Origin of the sequence: Prevotella sp. tf2-5 (assembly GCF_900115435.1) — a bacterium.
Lineage (GTDB): Bacteria > Bacteroidota > Bacteroidia > Bacteroidales > Bacteroidaceae > Prevotella.
This window is the reverse complement of the sequence record NZ_FOWK01000002.1, coordinates 233,689-251,862: the sequence shown is the minus strand read 5'-3', so window position 1 is coordinate 251,862 and position 18,174 is coordinate 233,689. Positions and strand designations below refer to the sequence as shown.

21 protein-coding genes are annotated in these 18,174 nt (G+C 41.1%); 9 read left to right on the top strand and 12 right to left on the bottom strand.

Going from position 1 to position 18,174, the window contains the following annotated elements; translation table 11 throughout:
• The 5 genes from BM257_RS03010 to BM257_RS02990 all read left to right on the top strand — a co-directional run bounded on the left by BM257_RS03010 (nucleotide 1) and on the right by BM257_RS02990 (nucleotide 5,344).
• Nucleotides 1-822, top strand: coding sequence for a glycosyltransferase family 2 protein (locus BM257_RS03010; protein WP_092068114.1), 822 nt, complete (start codon nucleotides 1-3; stop codon nucleotides 820-822).
• 11 nt (nucleotides 823-833) lie between these two features.
• The gene (locus tag BM257_RS03005) at nucleotides 834-1,826 is read left to right on the top strand and encodes an acyltransferase family protein (protein ID WP_092068112.1); all 993 of its coding nucleotides are present in this window, start codon (nucleotides 834-836) and stop codon (nucleotides 1,824-1,826) included.
• A gap of 11 nt (nucleotides 1,827-1,837) precedes the next feature.
• The gene (locus BM257_RS03000; RefSeq protein ID WP_092068110.1) at nucleotides 1,838-2,761 is read left to right on the top strand and encodes a DUF6625 family protein; all 924 of its coding nucleotides are present in this window, start codon (nucleotides 1,838-1,840) and stop codon (nucleotides 2,759-2,761) included.
• Nucleotides 2,762-2,849: 88 nt separating this feature from the next.
• A complete protein-coding gene (locus BM257_RS02995) occupies nucleotides 2,850-4,166 on the top strand; it encodes an ATP-binding protein (protein ID WP_092068108.1) in 1,317 nt (438 codons plus the stop codon).
• Nucleotides 4,167-4,168: 2 nt separating this feature from the next.
• Nucleotides 4,169-5,344, top strand: a complete 1,176-nt coding sequence (locus BM257_RS02990; RefSeq protein ID WP_092068106.1) for a glycosyltransferase family 4 protein — start codon at nucleotides 4,169-4,171, stop codon at nucleotides 5,342-5,344.
• Here BM257_RS02990 and BM257_RS02985 read toward each other — a convergent pair.
• From BM257_RS02985 to BM257_RS02970, 5 genes are read right to left on the bottom strand one after another with little or no spacing between them, the layout of a single operon-like run.
• The gene (locus tag BM257_RS02985; protein ID WP_218154491.1) at nucleotides 5,336-6,076 is read right to left on the bottom strand and encodes a glycerophosphodiester phosphodiesterase family protein; all 741 of its coding nucleotides are present in this window, start codon (nucleotides 6,074-6,076) and stop codon (nucleotides 5,336-5,338) included. The genes BM257_RS02990 and BM257_RS02985 overlap by 9 nt on opposite strands.
• A gap of 40 nt (nucleotides 6,077-6,116) precedes the next feature.
• Complete coding sequence (locus tag BM257_RS02980; protein ID WP_177215993.1) at nucleotides 6,117-7,853, bottom strand: LTA synthase family protein; 1,737 nt, start codon at nucleotides 7,851-7,853, stop codon at nucleotides 6,117-6,119.
• A gap of 54 nt (nucleotides 7,854-7,907) precedes the next feature.
• The gene (locus BM257_RS14510; RefSeq protein WP_143096727.1) at nucleotides 7,908-8,120 is read right to left on the bottom strand and encodes a hypothetical protein; all 213 of its coding nucleotides are present in this window, start codon (nucleotides 8,118-8,120) and stop codon (nucleotides 7,908-7,910) included.
• Between the two features lie 22 nt (nucleotides 8,121-8,142).
• A complete protein-coding gene (locus BM257_RS02975) occupies nucleotides 8,143-9,123 on the bottom strand; it encodes an ATP-grasp fold amidoligase family protein (RefSeq protein WP_177215992.1) in 981 nt (326 codons plus the stop codon).
• 36 nt (nucleotides 9,124-9,159) lie between these two features.
• On the bottom strand, nucleotides 9,160-10,056 hold the full coding sequence (locus BM257_RS02970) for a glycosyltransferase family 2 protein (RefSeq protein ID WP_092068098.1): 897 nt from the start codon (nucleotides 10,054-10,056) through the stop codon (nucleotides 9,160-9,162).
• Between the two features lie 170 nt (nucleotides 10,057-10,226).
• On the opposite strand from BM257_RS02970, the gene BM257_RS02965 reads away from it, so the two are divergent.
• The 3 genes from BM257_RS02965 to BM257_RS15090 all read left to right on the top strand — a co-directional run bounded on the left by BM257_RS02965 (nucleotide 10,227) and on the right by BM257_RS15090 (nucleotide 12,816).
• On the top strand, nucleotides 10,227-11,261 hold the full coding sequence (locus BM257_RS02965; RefSeq protein ID WP_092068096.1) for a GNAT family N-acetyltransferase: 1,035 nt from the start codon (nucleotides 10,227-10,229) through the stop codon (nucleotides 11,259-11,261).
• Between the two features lie 28 nt (nucleotides 11,262-11,289).
• Nucleotides 11,290-12,387, top strand: coding sequence for a hypothetical protein (locus BM257_RS02960; protein ID WP_092068094.1), 1,098 nt, complete (start codon nucleotides 11,290-11,292; stop codon nucleotides 12,385-12,387).
• 294 nt (nucleotides 12,388-12,681) lie between these two features.
• On the top strand, nucleotides 12,682-12,816 hold the full coding sequence (locus BM257_RS15090) for a hypothetical protein (RefSeq protein ID WP_255405471.1): 135 nt from the start codon (nucleotides 12,682-12,684) through the stop codon (nucleotides 12,814-12,816).
• Nucleotides 12,817-13,049: 233 nt separating this feature from the next.
• Here the strand turns inward: BM257_RS15090 and BM257_RS02955 are convergent, their stop codons facing one another.
• The 7 genes from BM257_RS02955 to BM257_RS02930 all read right to left on the bottom strand — a co-directional run bounded on the left by BM257_RS02955 (nucleotide 13,050) and on the right by BM257_RS02930 (nucleotide 17,131).
• A complete protein-coding gene (locus BM257_RS02955; RefSeq protein ID WP_092068092.1) occupies nucleotides 13,050-13,460 on the bottom strand; it encodes an N-acetylmuramoyl-L-alanine amidase in 411 nt (136 codons plus the stop codon).
• Nucleotides 13,461-13,577: 117 nt separating this feature from the next.
• Nucleotides 13,578-13,679, bottom strand: coding sequence for a smalltalk protein (locus tag BM257_RS14690; protein ID WP_177215991.1), 102 nt, complete (start codon nucleotides 13,677-13,679; stop codon nucleotides 13,578-13,580).
• Between the two features lie 139 nt (nucleotides 13,680-13,818).
• Nucleotides 13,819-14,367 (bottom strand): HU family DNA-binding protein, encoded by a 549-nt coding sequence (locus tag BM257_RS02950; RefSeq protein ID WP_143096726.1) that lies wholly within the window; start codon nucleotides 14,365-14,367, stop codon nucleotides 13,819-13,821.
• Nucleotides 14,368-14,525: 158 nt separating this feature from the next.
• The gene (locus BM257_RS02945; RefSeq protein WP_092068088.1) at nucleotides 14,526-14,705 is read right to left on the bottom strand and encodes a hypothetical protein; all 180 of its coding nucleotides are present in this window, start codon (nucleotides 14,703-14,705) and stop codon (nucleotides 14,526-14,528) included.
• A gap of 2 nt (nucleotides 14,706-14,707) precedes the next feature.
• Entirely contained in the window at nucleotides 14,708-15,418 is a 711-nt protein-coding gene (locus BM257_RS02940) for a DUF6371 domain-containing protein (protein WP_143096725.1), read from the bottom strand.
• A gap of 106 nt (nucleotides 15,419-15,524) precedes the next feature.
• Nucleotides 15,525-16,724, bottom strand: a complete 1,200-nt coding sequence (locus BM257_RS02935; protein WP_092068084.1) for an AAA family ATPase — start codon at nucleotides 16,722-16,724, stop codon at nucleotides 15,525-15,527.
• Nucleotides 16,725-16,795: 71 nt separating this feature from the next.
• On the bottom strand, nucleotides 16,796-17,131 hold the full coding sequence (locus BM257_RS02930; RefSeq protein ID WP_092068082.1) for a hypothetical protein: 336 nt from the start codon (nucleotides 17,129-17,131) through the stop codon (nucleotides 16,796-16,798).
• 164 nt (nucleotides 17,132-17,295) lie between these two features.
• Here BM257_RS02930 and BM257_RS02925 point away from each other — a divergent pair, with 164 nt between their 5' ends.
• Nucleotides 17,296-18,174 carry a UbiA prenyltransferase family protein gene (locus BM257_RS02925; protein ID WP_092068080.1) on the top strand — a complete coding sequence of 293 codons (879 nt, stop codon included), beginning with the start codon at nucleotides 17,296-17,298 and terminating at the stop codon, nucleotides 18,172-18,174.

The window sequence follows — 18,174 nt, the reverse complement described above, 5'->3', positions numbered from 1 at the left end:
ATGAAATATTCAATTATTACCGTCAATTACAACAACAAGGAAGGGCTTAGGAAAACCATTGAGAGTGTTATCCACCAGACCTATCGTGATTTTGAGTACATTGTCATTGATGGTGGCTCTACTGATGGTAGTGCAGAGGTTCTGAAAGAACACGACAAAGATATTGACTACTGGGTATCTGAACCCGACAAGGGTATCTATAATGCAATGAACAAGGGTATTGTCCAAGCACATGGCGACTACCTGAATTTCATGAACTCTGGTGACTGTTTTTATGATAAAAACGTATTAGAGAATCTGTATGAAAAAGGATTTTCTTCAGATATTATTGTTGGAAGGGACTACCATTTCAAAGAATCCACTCAACAGGGATTTGCTACAATCTTACCATCCCGAATCTCCATGTTAACATTTGTTCATAACACTCTTCCTCATCAGAGCACTTTTTTCAAAAGAGAGCTATTTAAAAACTCCCTTTATGACGAATCCCTAAGATTAGTTGCTGATGTTAAATTCTACATTCAAAAAATTTGTGTGGAACAGTGCAGTATACAACTTATAGATGATATTATCTGCCGAAGAGAACCAGACGGTGTTAGTATAGCTTACAATGAGCGACGATTACAAGAACATCATCAAGTTGTCGCAGAAGTTTTACCTCCTGCCGCTATCCGAGACTATGAAACCCTTCATTTGCTAGACAAGAGCACCATGTATAAACTCATGCGCATTTTAGAGAACGACCGTAGCCGCAAGTGGCTTACCTATGCTATAAAGATTATTACTCGGCTTGTCACTGGGAAATTACATCATCGCTTTTGAAAAGGAATGACATGAAACAGAGACTAGAATATATTGACATAGCCAAAGGTTTGGGTATCATATTTGCGACCCTATGCCATACCGAGCATTGGGAACTCGCTTACTATACGTTAGCATTCAATATCCCTATCTTCTTTTTCTGTTCAGGCTACACCTCCTCAAAAAAAGATATCAACCTAACCATATGCTTTGGTCGACAAGCCATCAAGTTACTAAAACCTTACCTTTTTTTCAATATTTTATTGCTCTTTTACTTCCACGACTTCTCCTTGCGAGCTATATTTGGCATATTTTATTCAAGATACTGCCTTTTCCCTTTTGGTACTGTAACAGATATCTTTCCCTTATTTATTGTTGGCAATTATCCCATGTGGTTCCTCACCTGCATGGTTGTCGCCTATCTGCTCTACGATCTCCTCATCTATTATCCAAAATACCAATACTGGCTTATAGCCACATATCTGGTGATAACAACTTGTGCGACATTCCTACCCATTTTATTACCATGGAGCCTTGACACTGCCCCTCTAACGGCTATCATCATGTTCTGCGGTACACAAATTCGAAAATATGTTCCTAATATCTTTAGTAACAGAAAACCGCACATATTAATTCTCCTTTCCTTTATTTCATATTGCGTTTTGATACCCTTCTGTGATGGCATTAATATATCTATCAGGAACTATGGTTCATCCATTCTTACTTATTTTCTTGCCGCAATTTGTGGCAGCATTGTCCTAATCTATGTCGCTAGATTAATCCAAAAAACCATTTTAGGTACTATTATAAAGCAAATAGGTAACCATTCTATGACCATCTTTTGCATTGAAATTCCATTCATTCTTCTTGGGAAACAGTTTTCAAACAGCATTTTACCAGACATGCTCCCCCTGCATTTTGCTGTGTTAACATCTTTTATTCAACTTACTTTTGCCCTTGCAGGAGGTTATCTATTCTCTTTACTTCTACATAAAAACAAGCACATACAAAAAATTGTATTTTAAACTTCATCAGCATGAAATCTATAGTCATCATATTCCCTTATTTCGGTAAATTGCCCGTACAATACAAAATGTGGCGTGCTTCAGCACTTCAGAATCCAAGCGTTAGTTTTATGTTTTTTACCGATGCAGACGTAGAGCCTGCAAAGAACATCATTGTACACAAAATGCTGTTTGGTGAATTCCAACAGTTGGTTCAAAAGGCATTCGATTTCGACGTTGTGCTTGACCGTCCATATAAGCTCTGCGAATACAAACAGGCATACGGCTATATCCTTCACGACTATATTAAGGACTATGATTTCTGGGGATTTGGAGACCTTGACTTGGTCTATGGCGATATCCGTTCTTTCCTCACTGATAGTGTACTAAAATACAAATTTCTTTTAGGCTGGGGACACTTAACCCTACTCCATAATGACGAAGACACCAACACCTATTTTATGAAACAGGTGGATGGCTACCAAAACTATCAAGACGCTTTCATGACGAACAAAATAACCTTCTTTGATGAATATGGCCATAAAGGATGTAGTGACAAATGGCATGACTGTCGCCCTGAGGACTGTTGGCTGGAATGGTCATTTGACAATGCCTCAAAGCCTAAGCAGTCTTATCATTTCAATAGTCTGACCAGAGGATGGAAACAAATCATTTTTGAGCATGTTGACAACAAACTGTATATGCTACGATTCTATCATGGACAACTGGAGAAAAAGGAGTCACTCTATGCCCATTTCCAGCATCGGGGATTCATGAAGGATCGTGTCACTGACTATAGTCATTTTCTAGTCACTCCTAATGCCATCATTGACTATCCGAAACATTTTGTCAATCTTAGACTCCGCTGGCTCTGCCGCAACCGTTCCTTGATGACCAAGTACTATCAGTGGAAGGATCGTATTATATACAAATTAGGATTAAGTAAAACGAAATAAGTCACATAAACTTGCGTAATTCACATATTCTTTGTATCTTTGCAACCGACATTATTTTAATGCGCATTAATTTAACGGATATTACGATATGAGATTCTACGACAGAAATAAGGAATTGGATATACTTCAGACGAACTGGAAACAGACTGCGAAACACGGCAGACTAACGGTTCTTATAGGGCGGAGGCGTATCGGAAAGACCACCCTACTGACTAAGAGTGCCGAGAATGACGGACAGCACTTGCTATACCTCTATGTCTCAAAAGACAACGAGCGTGTTTTGATAGGAAAATTTCAGAAGACTGCTATGCTTTCTCTGGGATTGCAAATATTCGGTCGTATGGAAACCTTTGCCCAATTCTTTGAAGAACTGCTACGATATGGTACACAACACCATTTTACACTAGTATTCGATGAATTCCAAAATTTCCTAAAGGTGAATCCTGCGATTCCTAGCCATATTCAAGATCTCTGGGATCGCTATCACGAAAAGTCTAAAATTAATATGGTGGCATGTGGCAGTATATATCATATGATGCACAATATCTTCGACAACGAAGACGAACCACTCTATGGTCGCCAAGACTGCCGCCTTAATATGCAGCCTTTTCACATTAGCGTGCTAAAACAAATCCTTCATGACCACAATCCCCAATACACATCTGAGGACTTGCTCTGTCTTTATGCACTGACTGGAGGAGTGGCAAAATATGTAGCATGGCTGATGGATGCCAAAGCAACCACCAAGTCGAAGATGCTAAAATGGGTTACTCAGACAGGGTCACCATATCTCTCTGAAGGTACGGAACTCATTATGTCTGAATTTGGCAAAGACTACACCAACTATCTGAGTATTCTCCAATTAATAGCATCGGGAATGACAACACAGAGTGAGATTGATGGAGTTATTGGCAAAAACACGGGAGCTTACCTTGACAACTTAGAAAAAGACTATAGCTATATTAGTCGTAAACTGCCCATGTTTAGTAGGCCAAACAGCAGAAACTCACGATGGCAGTTGGATGACTGTTTCCTGCGTTTCTGGTTTCGCTTTATCATGCAAAATCAGGCACTCGTTGAAATGGAACGTAATGACCTTTTACTTGAAATGGTTGAGAAAGGATACGAACAATATACAGGCTTTGTGCTTGAACAATATTTCCGCCAAAAATGGATGGAGGAAGAACGAGTGACATCAATAGGCAACTACTGGGATCGTAAAGGACAAAACGAAATTGACATGATAGCCTTAAATGATATTGACAAGACTGCCGTCATTGCAGAAGTCAAAAGGCAAAAGAAAAAATTCAACCCGACAGAACTTGGCAATAAAGTTGCGACTCTAAATAAAGAATTAAGGAATTACACCATCACTCAAATTGGTCTTTCAATGGAGGACATGTAGTTATGAAAATAGCTGTATTAACCTGTGGAATGCTCCCTATTCCTGCCGTACAAGGAGGAGCCGTAGAGAACCTAATAGACTTCTATCTGGAATATAATGACAAACACCAACTCCATGACATAACTGTATATAGCCCATGGGATCCTAAAATCGCCAATCACCCGGCACTCTTGTCTAACGTCAATCATTACATTTTTATAGACGTGAGTAGTCTCAAGGCGAGAATAGAAAGAAAACTATATGGATACCTGCATCATGACGAATATTATAATCACTTTATCGAATATTATTTTGAGAAAGTATATGCTGATCTCAAGAAAAAAATCTTTGACTATATTATCATAGAGAATGGTGCTGGTCTTGCGTATAAGCTATCGCAAAGAGGTTTCAAGAATCTCATTCTGCACATGCATAATGAGGTACGGGCATCTCAGGAAAAATTCCATGATGTAGTCTTCGGAGGTCTGACAAAGATTCTCACCGTATCGGATTACATAAAAAGAAAAGCTTCTGTCTATTTCCCCATAGAAAAGATACAAACGGTATACAATGGCATAGACCTCCAAAATTTCTATCCTAAGGAACATCCGTCCGTGACTCGTGAGAGTTTAGGCTTTGCTATGGATGATTTCATTATAATATACAGCGGTCGTATTAATCCGGAGAAAGGAGTTTCCCAACTTATTGATGCTATGCTTAAACTAAAAGACAATCCACACATTAAACTGATGATCATTGGCGGATCGTTCTTCGGTAACACGAACAATGAAGATCAATTTATACGTTCACTGAAAGAAAAGGCCAAAGTTATTCAAGACAACATCATCTTCACTGGTTTCATTCCATATAAAAATATGCCTGATTATTTACAACTCTCAGATATTGCTGTTATTCCCTCTATATGGAATGATCCCTTCCCTACTACAGAACTTGAAGCTCAAGCAATGGGGTTACCTATCATTACTACTCTACGGGGTGGAATACCAGAAGAAGTAAGCGAAGAAAACGCCATTCTTCTAGAGACTGACGAACATTTGGCAGACCATTTGACCATTGCCATTCTTGATTTGTACTATCACCCTGAAAAACGAACACAAATGACTGCTGTGTCGTATGAGCGCTCCAAGTACTTCCACAAAGAAAGGTTTGCGAAAGACTTCTTTAACGCATTAGTATGAATTATTATCTATATTGAAAATATCCTTGTCATCAACATATATAAGATCAATATCCTTGCCTATGTATTTCCTAAAAAGTCTTGGATTAGGATTAGTAGGATACACTGCGAAATGAATGCCAAAGAGTCGCTTAAGAATCCTGATTTTTACCACATCTTCTGGAGCATACAATGTGGTAGATATCCAATCGACGTGATGACGAATACATTTCCACCCTATTCTCCATAAAGACTCACATCTAAAACTCTGACTAAGCATGGGAGTATATCCCATACCCTTTAAAGTCACATAGTCCTCGATACTAAAAGCTTCTACCATCACGGTTTTCCGTATTCCTGAAAAATATCGGTCAATTATTTGGGGATCTGAAGTTTTATCAGTCACTAATGTAAAATGACATTTTTTCTGAAGAGCAACAACATTTTTTACAGTCAAAGGAACAAATCGCCCATAGACATGTTGTTTTTTAAAATATCCTTCGGTCAAGGGTATACTATCTGGCATTGCCGTTATCTTACGGAAGTCTTCAAAACTATGCATACAAACAAGTTGACTATCGACTGTCAACATCATGTCTAATTCAATATATTTATACCCTTTTTTCAAAGAATTGACAACAGCTTCATAACTATTCGTATATATTTTACCACAGATTATGCCACCCCCATGAGCTATGAAATGTTCTGATAGATTTCCACTAGGAAGGAATGACATAGGCATTGTCAAAAACATGATTGATAGCGTTATTATTAGCACAAAACATGAAAGGAATCTAATTATTTTGCTTTTTTGTAACATACGATTCTTTTACTTTATCCAAATCAAAATATTTACTCATGATAACCCATTCAGACACATTCCATGTTTGAACTGATATATATTTCTCATAATTGGGAGACAACAGAGAACGTCCCAGTCCACACCATTCACCGCTACCACCTATCATATCGAACAATGTGGTATATACATCCAATTGGTTACACTCACCTTGCCAAATCTGCTTCGGCTTAATGGGAGCATTGACTATATATAGTGGTATATGCTTGTTGTCACCCCCTAAGTCGGAATTATGCACATGATGATCGGCGGCTATGACGATAAGACTATTCTCATAAAGTCCTGTCTTTTTCAAGTGGTCAAAATAATCAGCAATCTGCCGGTCTGTGTAATGACAAGCACTCAGATAACACGCAAGCTCATTGTCCAGATGGTGACCTGCCTTCGGGAAGAATGGGGAAATCTGAGAGGTATACGGCTGATGCATGGACATCGTCAGAATCACAGAGAAGAAGGGCTGCTTTGCATTCTTGTCTTTTTCCATAGCCATTTTAAAAATCTGCTCATCATTTAAATAAACCTCATGATCTCCCTCATAGTCGGTACTGGAGTAATAATGGTCAAAGCCATACTGCCTGCACATCTCATCTTGATTCCATACCGTACTGGTAGTGGGTATAATCATTCTTGAGTCCCTGCCCAATACTTTGGGAAGTCCCGGCAGACTGATGAAACGAGCTTTTGACACTGTAATAACAGAACGCAAGGGAAGAATGCCTGTCATATAGATAAACTGTCCGTCAGAAGACTCCCCGATAGTGACATTCTCATTCATATTACCATTGTAATAGACGGTAGAGTCCCGCTTTAGGGAGTTCAGAAACGGGGTAACCTCCTGACCGTTGACCATCATTTCAGAAGTAAAAGACATATATGACTCCACCAGAATGAAAATGACATTCTTGTCGACCAGTAGTGATGAGGACGAAAAAGACAGCGACTGTCTTGCATCATGCATTTCGGTTGATATCAGCTTGTATTGTTTCTCAGACAAATCAAAAGTTCCCTGAAGAATGAAAGTTACCTCATGCAGCAGATTTCTTATCGCTCCCCTGCGATAAGATGAATGGTTGGGGTCGCAGAGGAACAAATGGTCAGAGAACTGCCTGTGATAAAATCTATGGAGGAAGAAACTCACATATCTAGTCTCCGGACTCATGGAACAATAAAAAATATGTGAGCCAAAATCTATACAGCACACCACAACTAGTACTAAGAAAGTCTTCGACATAAGCTTATTGACATTACACATGTTTCTGATAATAACAACATACAAGGGTATGGGAAGAAAAAAAAGCAAGTCGTTCCACCTCAGACCCGCTATCACGCTATCCAAGATTTGCTTATCAAACAAGGTCCCTCCCTGCCCAATAGCAGACAACGTAAGGTAATGATGGAAGAAACGACCATATATCAGGTTGGAGAACATCCAAAAGAAAGTTAAAAAAAATGTGATGCTCAATGCTAATTTCATGCGTTTCAAGCATAACAAGCAGGACAACAGAAACACGACGACAACGTCGATGGCTATTCCTGTGAAATTGTCAAAATATGCTGTAAATTCCAATTCATCCTCTATGTCACCTGCACTCACAAAATGATAATGCATCACTATAAGATTTACAGCACAAAGTGCCAACAGCATCCATGGAGAGGAAGCCTTTCTTATCATTTTACTAACAACAGACATATCTCTATCTATTTGTTATTTTGAACAATAGCAGCATTAAAACCGCTCAATTATACCAAAACTTCTTCCAAAACAATAGGTTGTCTTTCCTTTCTTACAAAAAACTGAGATCACAAAGAACGATAGCACATGAAAAACATAGACGAATTTCTCACCAACAGAATAGAAATGCCCTAAGACGAGAGCATAAATGCCCAAGGTCTTCATCCAGTCAATCCACTCTAACCTGCTGTTCTGTACTGATGTCATTGTCTTTTCCTTCCCTTCGATATTATACTTTGGGTAAACGAATCCTATCTCCAATCATCTGCTGAAACTCTAGGGTAAGGTAATTATTCATGCCAGATGCTGAATAAAAAGTCATTTCACCAAAATAGATTTTACCTTTTATATTATACAAATCAATACGCACTTGCGGAAATCCTTGACTCATCTTCTCCGCAATTGCTATCATCTGATTAAAATTCTCTGGCTTGGACAAATCCCTATATCCCGTACTAGGGTATTTAAGATATTGGCGCATTGGCTTCCAATCTTGAATATCATAAAGGTCAACAACGGATTTATTATTGCCGCCATCACTAGCCAACGTGCGACCATAACAAACTAAATCATATTGTGCCTTGCCGTCAATGCAACGTATCTTATGGTCAACGGTTGCTTCTGATGAGAATTCTTTTTCATCACCCATCTCAATAAGACTCTCAGCCATCACCCTTGGTTTGATAGCTGAATAATGGAGTTCACACCATTCGTAACCATAATTCACATCTAAATGTTTTTGTAAAAAGTCAATAATCTTCTGCTTGTCCATTTTACTTTTATCACGTACGATAACCGTACTACCACAATCATGCGTGCATTTAAGGACAAATTTGTCGGGAAGACTGTCAAAATCGATATCCTCAGCACGTTCCCATACTCCATAGCACTCTGTCAGAATGTCTTTCAATCCTAAACGTTCTATGTATTTACGTACCTCATATTTGTCTGACAACTCCGTCCACATAGAGGTATCGGTATTAACCAACAGCCAAGTTGCTTTCTCACCAAGCGTTCTGGGATTATCCCATGGAAAATACCGACGGTAGAAACGATTCCATTTCATATCCACAGCCTTCTTGGGATTTGTTTTTTGAATCTCAATCCATTTTTCAGAAGGTTGGACACAATGATCAAAATACAAAGCCTTAAGTGACCTAATTGGATGGATTATCGACCATAGTCTTAATTTAAACTTATCAGAAAACATATCATTCATTATTACTCATTACTTTTCAGAAAATTATCACCATATAAACTTTATCAAGGACTTCAGTCCAATATATTTCAAATAACCAGATTTCATGGCACGCCAGAAAACCGCCGGCTTATCTTTACTGGGTATCAAGTGCCCCGTATAAAACACCTTACTCAGCGTATAACGCAGGAACTTGTGGATAATGGGGGCTTGACTGAACCGCAGCAACTCATCAGCCACTGTGAGATAGCAGTCCATATTACGACGGGCAAACCTTTTTCCTATTGTAGATGAAGAGTGTATACGGTGTTTGACCAATTTATGCTTTAAACAATAGATTGAATGGCTTTTTAACATCAGTATGGTTGTGTACAGCTCATCCTCATGAATAATACCTTCATAAAAGGTTAAACCTATACGCTTTAGATGTTCATGATTGATGAAAAGCAACCAGACAACAGAATTATAGGAAACGGTGTCAAGCATGTGATTGAGCAAGGCTTCACCATCATACCTTGTGTTTTCCTCAACATACTGTGTACTATATACTCCAGATGTAGCTATAAGGCCATCATCCGCAAACCAATCCCGGTCGAAGAAGATGAAATCCGCCTGATTCTTCTCCGCATAATCATAACAAAACTGTAAAGCATCTGGGCTACTCAACATATCATCGGAATCCATCATATAGATATATTTTCCTGTTGCATGTTGCAATGCAAGATTCCTTGCCGCTGATTGTCCTTTATTCTCTTGGGAAAAAGAGATAATCCGAGAGTCTCGTTGCTGATATTGCTTGATAATATCCTCACTCTGGTCTGTTGAACCGTCATTCACCGCAATCACCTCTATTTCCCTAAGTGACTGGTTCTGAATTGAATCAAATGCTGCTTCCAAATAGGGAGCAACATTATATACAGGTAGGATGACACTAACTTTGACCATTGAGGGATTAATTTGATGCAAAGATACTTCATTCTCCTGATACTTCCAAAAAAAACTTGGTTAATTAATAGAAAATGTGTATCTTTGCCAACAAATTATTTCTCTTATGAGATGAATGATATGACTAAAAAAGATAGTTTATTATAACTATAATTATTTTTGCAATTAAGATGGCATACACGATCAGATACGTACCTGCAAAAGACTTGGAACTACTCCAAGAAGAATGGAAAACGTTAGAAACTGGAGAAGAAATGACCCTTTTCCAGTCGTATGAATGGTACGTTATGCTTCTGAAGCACTATATTCCAGAGGATACTAATAATTTCGAGTCGGTCTATGCACTTGTAGAGACTGATGGTCAACCCTGTATGATAGCCCCATTATGGATCATCAAGAGATCATTTCGGATTCTCAACAGGAAAGGAGTATATCTGATTGGTCGTTTCAGTTTCAGTGACTACCTAAATTTTATTTATCAATCTTTTGACTCTGCAGCTTTTGACTATCTGTTGAAAGATTTGCATAAGAGATATGGAATAAAAAAGGTTTGCTTTGAAGATCTTAGAGAATCGACATCTATCTATCAGCATATCGTGACCTCATATAACATCATAGAAAACAAAGAATTTCCATGCGTTACCTTGCAATTACCACCTTCTGTAGAAGAATACCACAAGATGTTGAGCAAGAATAGCCGACAGAACCTTAGGACAGCAAGCAACAGATTGCAAAAGGATGGGAAAGCACTTGTATTCAATGACGACGACCAACAAGTTGACAGGCAAGAATGTATGAAATTAAGAGAGGCTAAACTCTCTGTAAAATATGCTGACTTCTCCTTATTTTGGAAATATAAGTACCGGATTATCAACCGTCTCCGCTACACTTTCCCATTCTTTACACCTATCACTCACTATACCAAGAGCAAGGTAATGACGGCTTATGACGAAGAGGGCAAACTGAGAGCTTTCTTTAATTATGGCTATGACCCTGACGACAAGGCAATAAGAATCATGGCTGCAGGTACAGACTTAGACTTTGCCCGATATTCTCCCGGAATGCTTTTAATGCATCAGTTTATTTTAAAATCAATACAAGAAGGTAAACTTCAAGTAATAGATTTCACTAGAGGCGACGAAAAATACAAGTTCGCTTTAGGTGGAGAATTATGTTTAAATCATTCTATCAAATTCAGCATATAATTTAATTGTATTATATCAAATCATTCATATGAACAATAAAATAGAGCATCGTATCACTAAATATAAGGATTTCCTTTTTAGGATTCACGGAAGACCAATAAAAGGCATCCTTTCCAAAGGAGTTTCATGTACCATGGAGGATCCTACCCCTGACAAGACACATGGGGATGTCGTACACCCTTGCGTCAGATATATTCCAGAAAGTTTCGAAGGACACCAATGGTGGATGGTCTACACGCCGTATTATGGTAAAACAGACGGCATGGAAAATCCACGACTCTGTTATGCGGATACAGAGAAGAAGGAAGTTCCCACCTCATGGCATTTCTACTGCATCATAAAAGACAAACCAAAAGAAGGATACAACTCCGATCCTACGCTTATTTTCCATTGTAACAAACTCTATGTTTTCTGGCGGGAAAACGAGACAGACCATGCCAAAAACTTAGGATATAGCAGGGCTACTTTCGGTTGTTGTGTACAACAAAATGAAGTCACTTATCTTGAGTCCCCTACTCTCGTGGAAAAAACAATCCAAACAGACCATGAAATATGTCCTACTATCATGGAGACTGCAGGAAAGCTATACGCTTACTCTATACATATCCGCTTTAACCCTAAATGGATCTTCTATTTCCCACAGTCAATGATGCGCCAACTTTATAGGTTCAGGATTATCGAGCTCGCATACCTGTTTGTTGGCAGCAGCAGGATGAAGACACATGGTGTAGCACTATGGGAGGGAGAAGCTATTGAGAAACCTTTCCAATATGTCAAAACCATTCCCTTCAAAGGGGTTAGCCGACTTTATCGTCCTTGGCACATGGATTTGTTTGAGGCAGAAAATGAAGAGGGGAAAACCAGTCTTTTTGCGGTTGTACAGACTGATGAGAAATTTGCGGATATTTGTCTTGCCCAATTGAAAGATGATCATTTCCAATTTTATCCAAAACCGCTTGTCACTAACAAGTCTATCGGTATGATCGGAATTTACAAGCCTTGTGCCGTCATGCTTAACGACACCTTCTATCTCTACTATACGGCAAGAGATGACAGTGACGCTTCCCTGAACAGAATGTTCGTCACTTCCATGCCATGGAAAGAATTGCTTAAAAAACAACAATGAATATACTGACTATCCTTTCAGCAAGGAGCGGTATGCCCGTGAATTCTTCGAGGCTCTGGAGGCAGTGTAGCCCAACTTTCCTGTTAAATAACACTAAAACTGTATTACACAAGATTGTGCAACACAACTTTGTGTAATACAGTTCTTATTACAAATCGTCACAAACAACCGAACGAAATCACCACAAACAACCGAACGAAATCACCACAAACGACCGAACAAAATCACCACAAACGACCGAAAAATTACAAAATCATTTGGATAATTCAATATAAATCAGTAACTTTGCGTCCGATGAGTCTATATGAGTCTGGCGAGTCCACAGGTAGTGTCAGTCTAACAAAGCTCTTCGAAGGTGAGACTTTCGAACCACAACCAAATAACATTGACCTGGAGCGTATCGCCTACCTAACTTGCAGACACCATTGACACCACAAAAATGAAGAAGCCTTCATTCAAGATGGTTCTGACAGCCGTTGGCTCCTACGCATACCAGCGGGCTGACAGTGTTTTTGTCGTTCCCATTGGTTGTCTGAAAGACTAAGTTTATCTCATTAAACCTCATCTACGCCGTACAAGGCTTCTATATCATATCTGGCTTCTGAAACTATAAACCCTCAAATCCCTCTGACTTCCATTAGGATAGTCAGAGGGATTTTTGATTAGATACCCTGATACTCGCGTACATCGAAGCAGGGACATGCCTTCTTGACCCAGGGGAGGTCACGGTGACCGAGGATCTCCGCATCAGGAAAGTCCACACGCAGACTCTTTAGCAGGGCGAGGAGCGTACGCTTCTGGGCAGGAGTACGAGTGTCGGCAGGTTTACCCTTCTCATCGAGACCGCCCTCGTAACAGATCCCGATGCTGTTTTTGTTATAGTGTTTGGCATGAGCACCTTGTACATCCTCAGAGCGGGTGAGGTGCAGTTGTCCGTCTTTGGTGATATAGTAGTGGTAGCCGATGCCGTTGAAGCCCCGTGCCCTGTGGCATGCCTCCAGTGCCTCCACCGGGAAGTCCTTGTTGCAGCGTGTGGCACTGCAGTGAATCACTATTAAATTGATTGTTCGCATCTGTTTATTGTTTATTACTTAACGGTTAGCGGTTAGCGATGAACCGTGAACCCTTCACCTTTCAATCTTTCAATCTTAATTTTTAATTTTTAATCTTTCATCTTTCATCTTTAATCTTTAATTTCCCATCACGCAGCTTTGCATGAAGAAGGTACTGAGTGCTGCGGTCAGCACAGTAACGATGAAATTCACGATTTTACTTAATGTCTCTTTTTTCATATTCTTCCTTGTTTTTTAAATAGAGAGACTGAGGCAATCAGACTTGCTTGATGGTGGTGTTTTAGAAATTATGAGCGGACATCAGCCGGACGAGTGTCACCATAGCACAGTCCCTGCATCACCTCAGTCTCTTGTTTGGTTAGTTAGACTTTTTCTGATCCTTGATCCAACCGTCAAGCGGTGTGACACGCTTGATGAACTCCTTCTTCTCAAGATCCGTCTCCTCTGGTGTGAGATCAACCTTTTCCTCGACACCATAGGTCGTAAGAGCACACTGATCCTTGAAGTTACGAGAAGTGATATCATCTTCACCAGCACCCTCAGGACGGAAGCGGATATGAATCGCCTTCACATATAGACTGGCATTCCATTTTCCGTTCAGGATATCCTCCTTGGAGATACCGTCCTTAACAGACTCTACGGTAGGCACAAAAGTGCCCAGTCCGTCAATCTTCACAGGATTACCCTGTGAGATAAGCTCTGTGATACACCCTGCCATTTTGGTGATCACACCCTCAATGACGTCACGTCCATAGATGCTGTGGTGCTCCTCCATGTGTTTGGTAAGACCACGAAGAGAGATTGTTTTCTTCTCTACTGCCTTCGGATAATACTTACCGAAGCCTGACGAGCGGGGGTTCTCATTCACTCGCAAATTGATTTCGAATTGTGGATTTTTTACTGTCATGTTGTTTAAATTAAGTTTGTCGGTAGGAAACTATCAGTTTGTCGGTAGGAAACCCTTGCTTAGTCGGTACCTAACTTCGCATCGGGTGGCGCCATTCTCCTTGACACTTACAAAGGTACAACATTTCAAAAGGGCATTTTCCGCTTCCTTCCGTTTTCTCAAACATCTATGCAAAATTTTTCACAGATAAATTGAACAATGTGAGGCGGCAGTTTTTTTGCATTAGGTTTCATACCTAATGCCGCTAATTCCTGCCTAAATGGACGACACCAATTCATCAATGTTTTGACAGAAACACCGGCATTATCGGCAATTTCTCGTTTTTTCATTGCTTTCATTGTTATCGCTGTTCAAACAAATAATCTACAATATCTATTTTCGCCATTTTCTGCTCCAGCGTGGCGTTATTCTCCAGGATCGCACTGACACGGATGGGGTATCTGAAGAACTCCTGCGCCGCGTCGGCAATCTCCTTCCATTGCCGGAAAGTATCCCCCGTCTCATCGGTATCGGGAAAGAGGACGACACGATAGTCCCGAAGGGGATAGAGCTTGGAGACATTCAGCATGGTGAGACCACCTGATGCCATCCAGACAGACTCAGGATACAGCTCTGAACAGATGACCGCCGTCTTCTCCGCCTCGACAACGATGATTGTCTGGTCTTGATTTTCTGGTAACAAATGCAGTCCGAAGAGACAACGTTCCGCCTCGAACATCAAGGACAACTCTCGCTGCTGTTTCAGTCTTGCGGTAACCCAGGTGGCATTCCGCTCCTTGTCCCGATGACAATTGTCTTGGTAGTACATCAGTTTCCCGTCCCGGATCTTTTGGCACTCGTCAATCTCCCAGAAGACGACGGCACCATCTTTCGACCGCCCCAGACGGTAACGCTCCGCAGCATGCCGCATCTGCTGCTCAGTGAGATAACCCTCCGATACCAAGGAACGGCAGAACACGGTATCGGTACTAACAGTCCTGTCAACCAGATTCTTACCGTTTTTCTCTGGTTGGCGTAGTAATGCTGATAAGGAAGAAAATTCAAAAGGCATGGTTTTAGTGTTTGGGTGCCTCGGTGAAGTATTCCCCAAGGCCCATACTACCTTCTCTCTATAGAGAAGTAGGTATGGGGCTTGGAACCTTCACCTCGGCAGCGGGTTAGAAAATAAGTTGAGTCTCTATCACTTTCGGTTGGGTGGGCTTCGGTCTGACATAGATCCGTTGCTGACAAGCATCGTAACTCTGCATGATAACTCCCAATTTCAACGCTTTGTTGAGTTGCCGCCGCAGGACGTTCTCCACAGCAATATGTGACAGCATCCCGACAGCTTTCAATAGTTGTTCCTCGGTATACACCTTCTCCACCTCCATGGCATCGCTAAACAATAGTGGCACATCAAACAGCGTATGATGATTCTCTTTGCCGATGACGTACTTCGGATTAAAGGGTGTCAACTTGCTGCCGTCCCCGGCTTTCTGCCGTTCCTCGGCAAGTTTCCGCTGCGCCTCGTACTGAGCCTCCAACAGTTGCTCCTCCGTACAACGATAGGGAAGACCTTGTTCGTTGACGGCAAACTTCAGTTTATCGGGGATGTCATACTTACGGGTATCCGTCTGTGCCCAGGCGAAGATACGCTCACTGGATTTCGAGCACTCATACACCTCGAACGCCTTGTTTTTCAACTCCGTACCGATCCAGCCACGCAGGTTGTTATCCTCCAGTGACTTGTTTTGGTGAAGGACACAGACGATGCAGCACCGCTGCTCAGAGGCAAGGTGCATCAGACGTTCCACAACTTCCTGGGCAACAATCCCGTCATTAATGTCCGCCACCAAGTCACGGATGCCATCCAGGATGACCAAGTCAGGCTTATAGCGACTGACAGCCGTCTCCAACAAAGGCAACCGTTCGGAATACGGCTCTCCTCGGACATTGAACACATCGAATAGTTCTTTCGGAAACTGACTCTCTGACAATCCTGTCATGGGCAGGATACGGTTTTTCAGGATGTCTTGCGTCGACTCCTCACTTTGTTCCGTATCATACCACAGCACATGCAACCTTCTCGGCTCGATCCGATCGACGGAGAGCACCTGGTTGCGGAAACAGAGAGCCATCAGAATAGAACAGACGAAAGTCTTCCCACTCTTAGCCTTTCCTGATACACCCACCAGTTCACCACGGGCAAAACAGGGTTTATTAAACAACTTAAACAGAAATTCCACCTGTTGTAACTCACTATCAGGCAGGATGCGGTGGTGCTCCAACTGGTCGATCCTGCGCTCTTCCTCAAGAGACAGCCCCGCCAGGGCAATCTCTCCCAAGATCAGTTTGACTGACACAAGGTTTTGTTCCATGATTGATATGTGTTGAATGATAAGTTCGATAGAAACCAATAATGAATATTGATTAGTCTCTTCTGTTTTTCTTACTTTCTCGCATGAGCTTCGTTAATCTTGATGGCATCATCAGTATCAGCGACATCAAGGATGAAATGAGCAACATCCATGAACATTTGTATAAACCGCGCCTTACCCATGTACATCGCCAGATTCAACAGAAAACGAATAAACACTTTTGCCGAGTGACAGAACATTTTGTCCTTCGAGAAGATGTTGCCATTAAAATGCCCCATTTTCAGGATGTCGTTTTGAAACTGTGAAGGATCACCCTGCTGACACTTGATCTGCTTTTTACTTTGTTCTATGTGGCTGAGAAGAATATTCGTCAGTCCATCAAAAAATACCGTTTCACGTATTTCCATGTTATAGTCTTTTAGTTATGGAATTTTATGTGACAAAGGTATAGTTATTCTAATAGTAGAATTGACGGAACTGTCAACCGGCAGCCTGCTTAATCGTTAAATAATGAAAAAAAACATCAAACGCTTTATAATAATCGTAATTCTATGTGTATATTTGCAGGAATATGAAGGATGCGTTCCTGCTTCTGCGCCCCCTGCAATGGTTTAAGAACGCTTTTGTGTTCGCCCCATTGTTCTTCAGCAACAACTTGCTGAACAAAGAGTATTTTATACAGACGCTATGGACATTCCTTGCTTTTTGTTTCGTCTCCAGCAGCATCTATTGCTTCAACGATATCCACGATGTGGAGAGCGACCGCCTGCATCCCAAGAAACGGTTGCGCCCCATTGCCGCAGGAAAAGTCAGCATATGGGAAGGCTATTTTATCATGGTATTATGTCTGATAGCCTCCCTCCTACTCGTCTCCTTATCGCATAGTGTCAACATGCCGATACTCTATGCCCTGCTTATAGGTTATTGGGGCATGAATATCGCCTATTGTGTCCAATTAAAACAACATGCCATCCTGGATGTTGCTATCATTGCGGTAGGCTTTGTGATACGAGTGTTGATTGGCGGTTTCACCACCGATATCTTCGTGTCTGGATGGCTTTCCCTGATGACGTTCCTGCTCGCCCTCTTCCTTGCTTTTGCCAAGCGGAAGGACGACTATCGTATCTATGAACTCACTGGTACGATGCCCCGCAAGAGTATCGCAGGCTACAATGCCCAGTTTATCGACCTCAGTGTTACCATCGTCGGCACCATCACCATGGTATGCTATATCATCTATACCATGAACGAGGGAGTCATTGAGCGTTTCGGTTCACCGTATGTCTATCTGACAAACTTCTGGGTACTTGCCGGTCTGCTGCGTTACCTCCAGAACATGCTGGTATACCATCGCAGCGGCAGTCCCACCAAAGTATTGGTGAAAGACCGTTTCATCCAATGCTGCATCGCAGGCTGGATTCTTTCGTATTTCGCCATTATCTACCTATAA

Bases quoted from the DNA above. Each gene is read 5' to 3' on its own strand.
- BM257_RS02940 (WP_143096725.1), bottom strand. From the start codon at position 15,418: ATGCCTTTTGAATTTTCTTCCTTATCAGCATTACTACGCCAACCAGAG.
- BM257_RS02950 (WP_143096726.1), bottom strand. From the start codon at position 14,367: ATGACAGTAAAAAATCCACAATTCGAAATCAATTTGCGAGTGAATGAG.
- BM257_RS02925 (WP_092068080.1), top strand. From the start codon at position 17,296: ATGAAGGATGCGTTCCTGCTTCTGCGCCCCCTGCAATGGTTTAAGAAC.
- BM257_RS14690 (WP_177215991.1), bottom strand. From the start codon at position 13,679: ATGAAAAAAGAGACATTAAGTAAAATCGTGAATTTCATCGTTACTGTG.
- BM257_RS14510 (WP_143096727.1), bottom strand. From the start codon at position 8,120: ATGACATCAGTACAGAACAGCAGGTTAGAGTGGATTGACTGGATGAAG.
- BM257_RS02965 (WP_092068096.1), top strand. From the start codon at position 10,227: ATGGCATACACGATCAGATACGTACCTGCAAAAGACTTGGAACTACTC.
- BM257_RS03005 (WP_092068112.1), top strand. From the start codon at position 834: ATGAAACAGAGACTAGAATATATTGACATAGCCAAAGGTTTGGGTATC.
- BM257_RS03010 (WP_092068114.1), top strand. From the start codon at position 1: ATGAAATATTCAATTATTACCGTCAATTACAACAACAAGGAAGGGCTT.
- BM257_RS02945 (WP_092068088.1), bottom strand. From the start codon at position 14,705: ATGAAAGCAATGAAAAAACGAGAAATTGCCGATAATGCCGGTGTTTCT.
- BM257_RS02975 (WP_177215992.1), bottom strand. From the start codon at position 9,123: ATGTTTTCTGATAAGTTTAAATTAAGACTATGGTCGATAATCCATCCA.
- BM257_RS02985 (WP_218154491.1), bottom strand. From the start codon at position 6,076: ATGTTTTTGACAATGCCTATGTCATTCCTTCCTAGTGGAAATCTATCA.
- BM257_RS03000 (WP_092068110.1), top strand. From the start codon at position 1,838: ATGAAATCTATAGTCATCATATTCCCTTATTTCGGTAAATTGCCCGTA.
- BM257_RS02970 (WP_092068098.1), bottom strand. From the start codon at position 10,056: ATGGTCAAAGTTAGTGTCATCCTACCTGTATATAATGTTGCTCCCTAT.
- BM257_RS02935 (WP_092068084.1), bottom strand. From the start codon at position 16,724: ATGGAACAAAACCTTGTGTCAGTCAAACTGATCTTGGGAGAGATTGCC.
- BM257_RS02930 (WP_092068082.1), bottom strand. From the start codon at position 17,131: ATGGAAATACGTGAAACGGTATTTTTTGATGGACTGACGAATATTCTT.
- BM257_RS02960 (WP_092068094.1), top strand. From the start codon at position 11,290: ATGAACAATAAAATAGAGCATCGTATCACTAAATATAAGGATTTCCTT.
- BM257_RS15090 (WP_255405471.1), top strand. From the start codon at position 12,682: ATGAGTCTATATGAGTCTGGCGAGTCCACAGGTAGTGTCAGTCTAACA.
- BM257_RS02990 (WP_092068106.1), top strand. From the start codon at position 4,169: ATGAAAATAGCTGTATTAACCTGTGGAATGCTCCCTATTCCTGCCGTA.
- BM257_RS02980 (WP_177215993.1), bottom strand. From the start codon at position 7,853: ATGATAAGAAAGGCTTCCTCTCCATGGATGCTGTTGGCACTTTGTGCT.
- BM257_RS02995 (WP_092068108.1), top strand. From the start codon at position 2,850: ATGAGATTCTACGACAGAAATAAGGAATTGGATATACTTCAGACGAAC.
- BM257_RS02955 (WP_092068092.1), bottom strand. From the start codon at position 13,460: ATGCGAACAATCAATTTAATAGTGATTCACTGCAGTGCCACACGCTGC.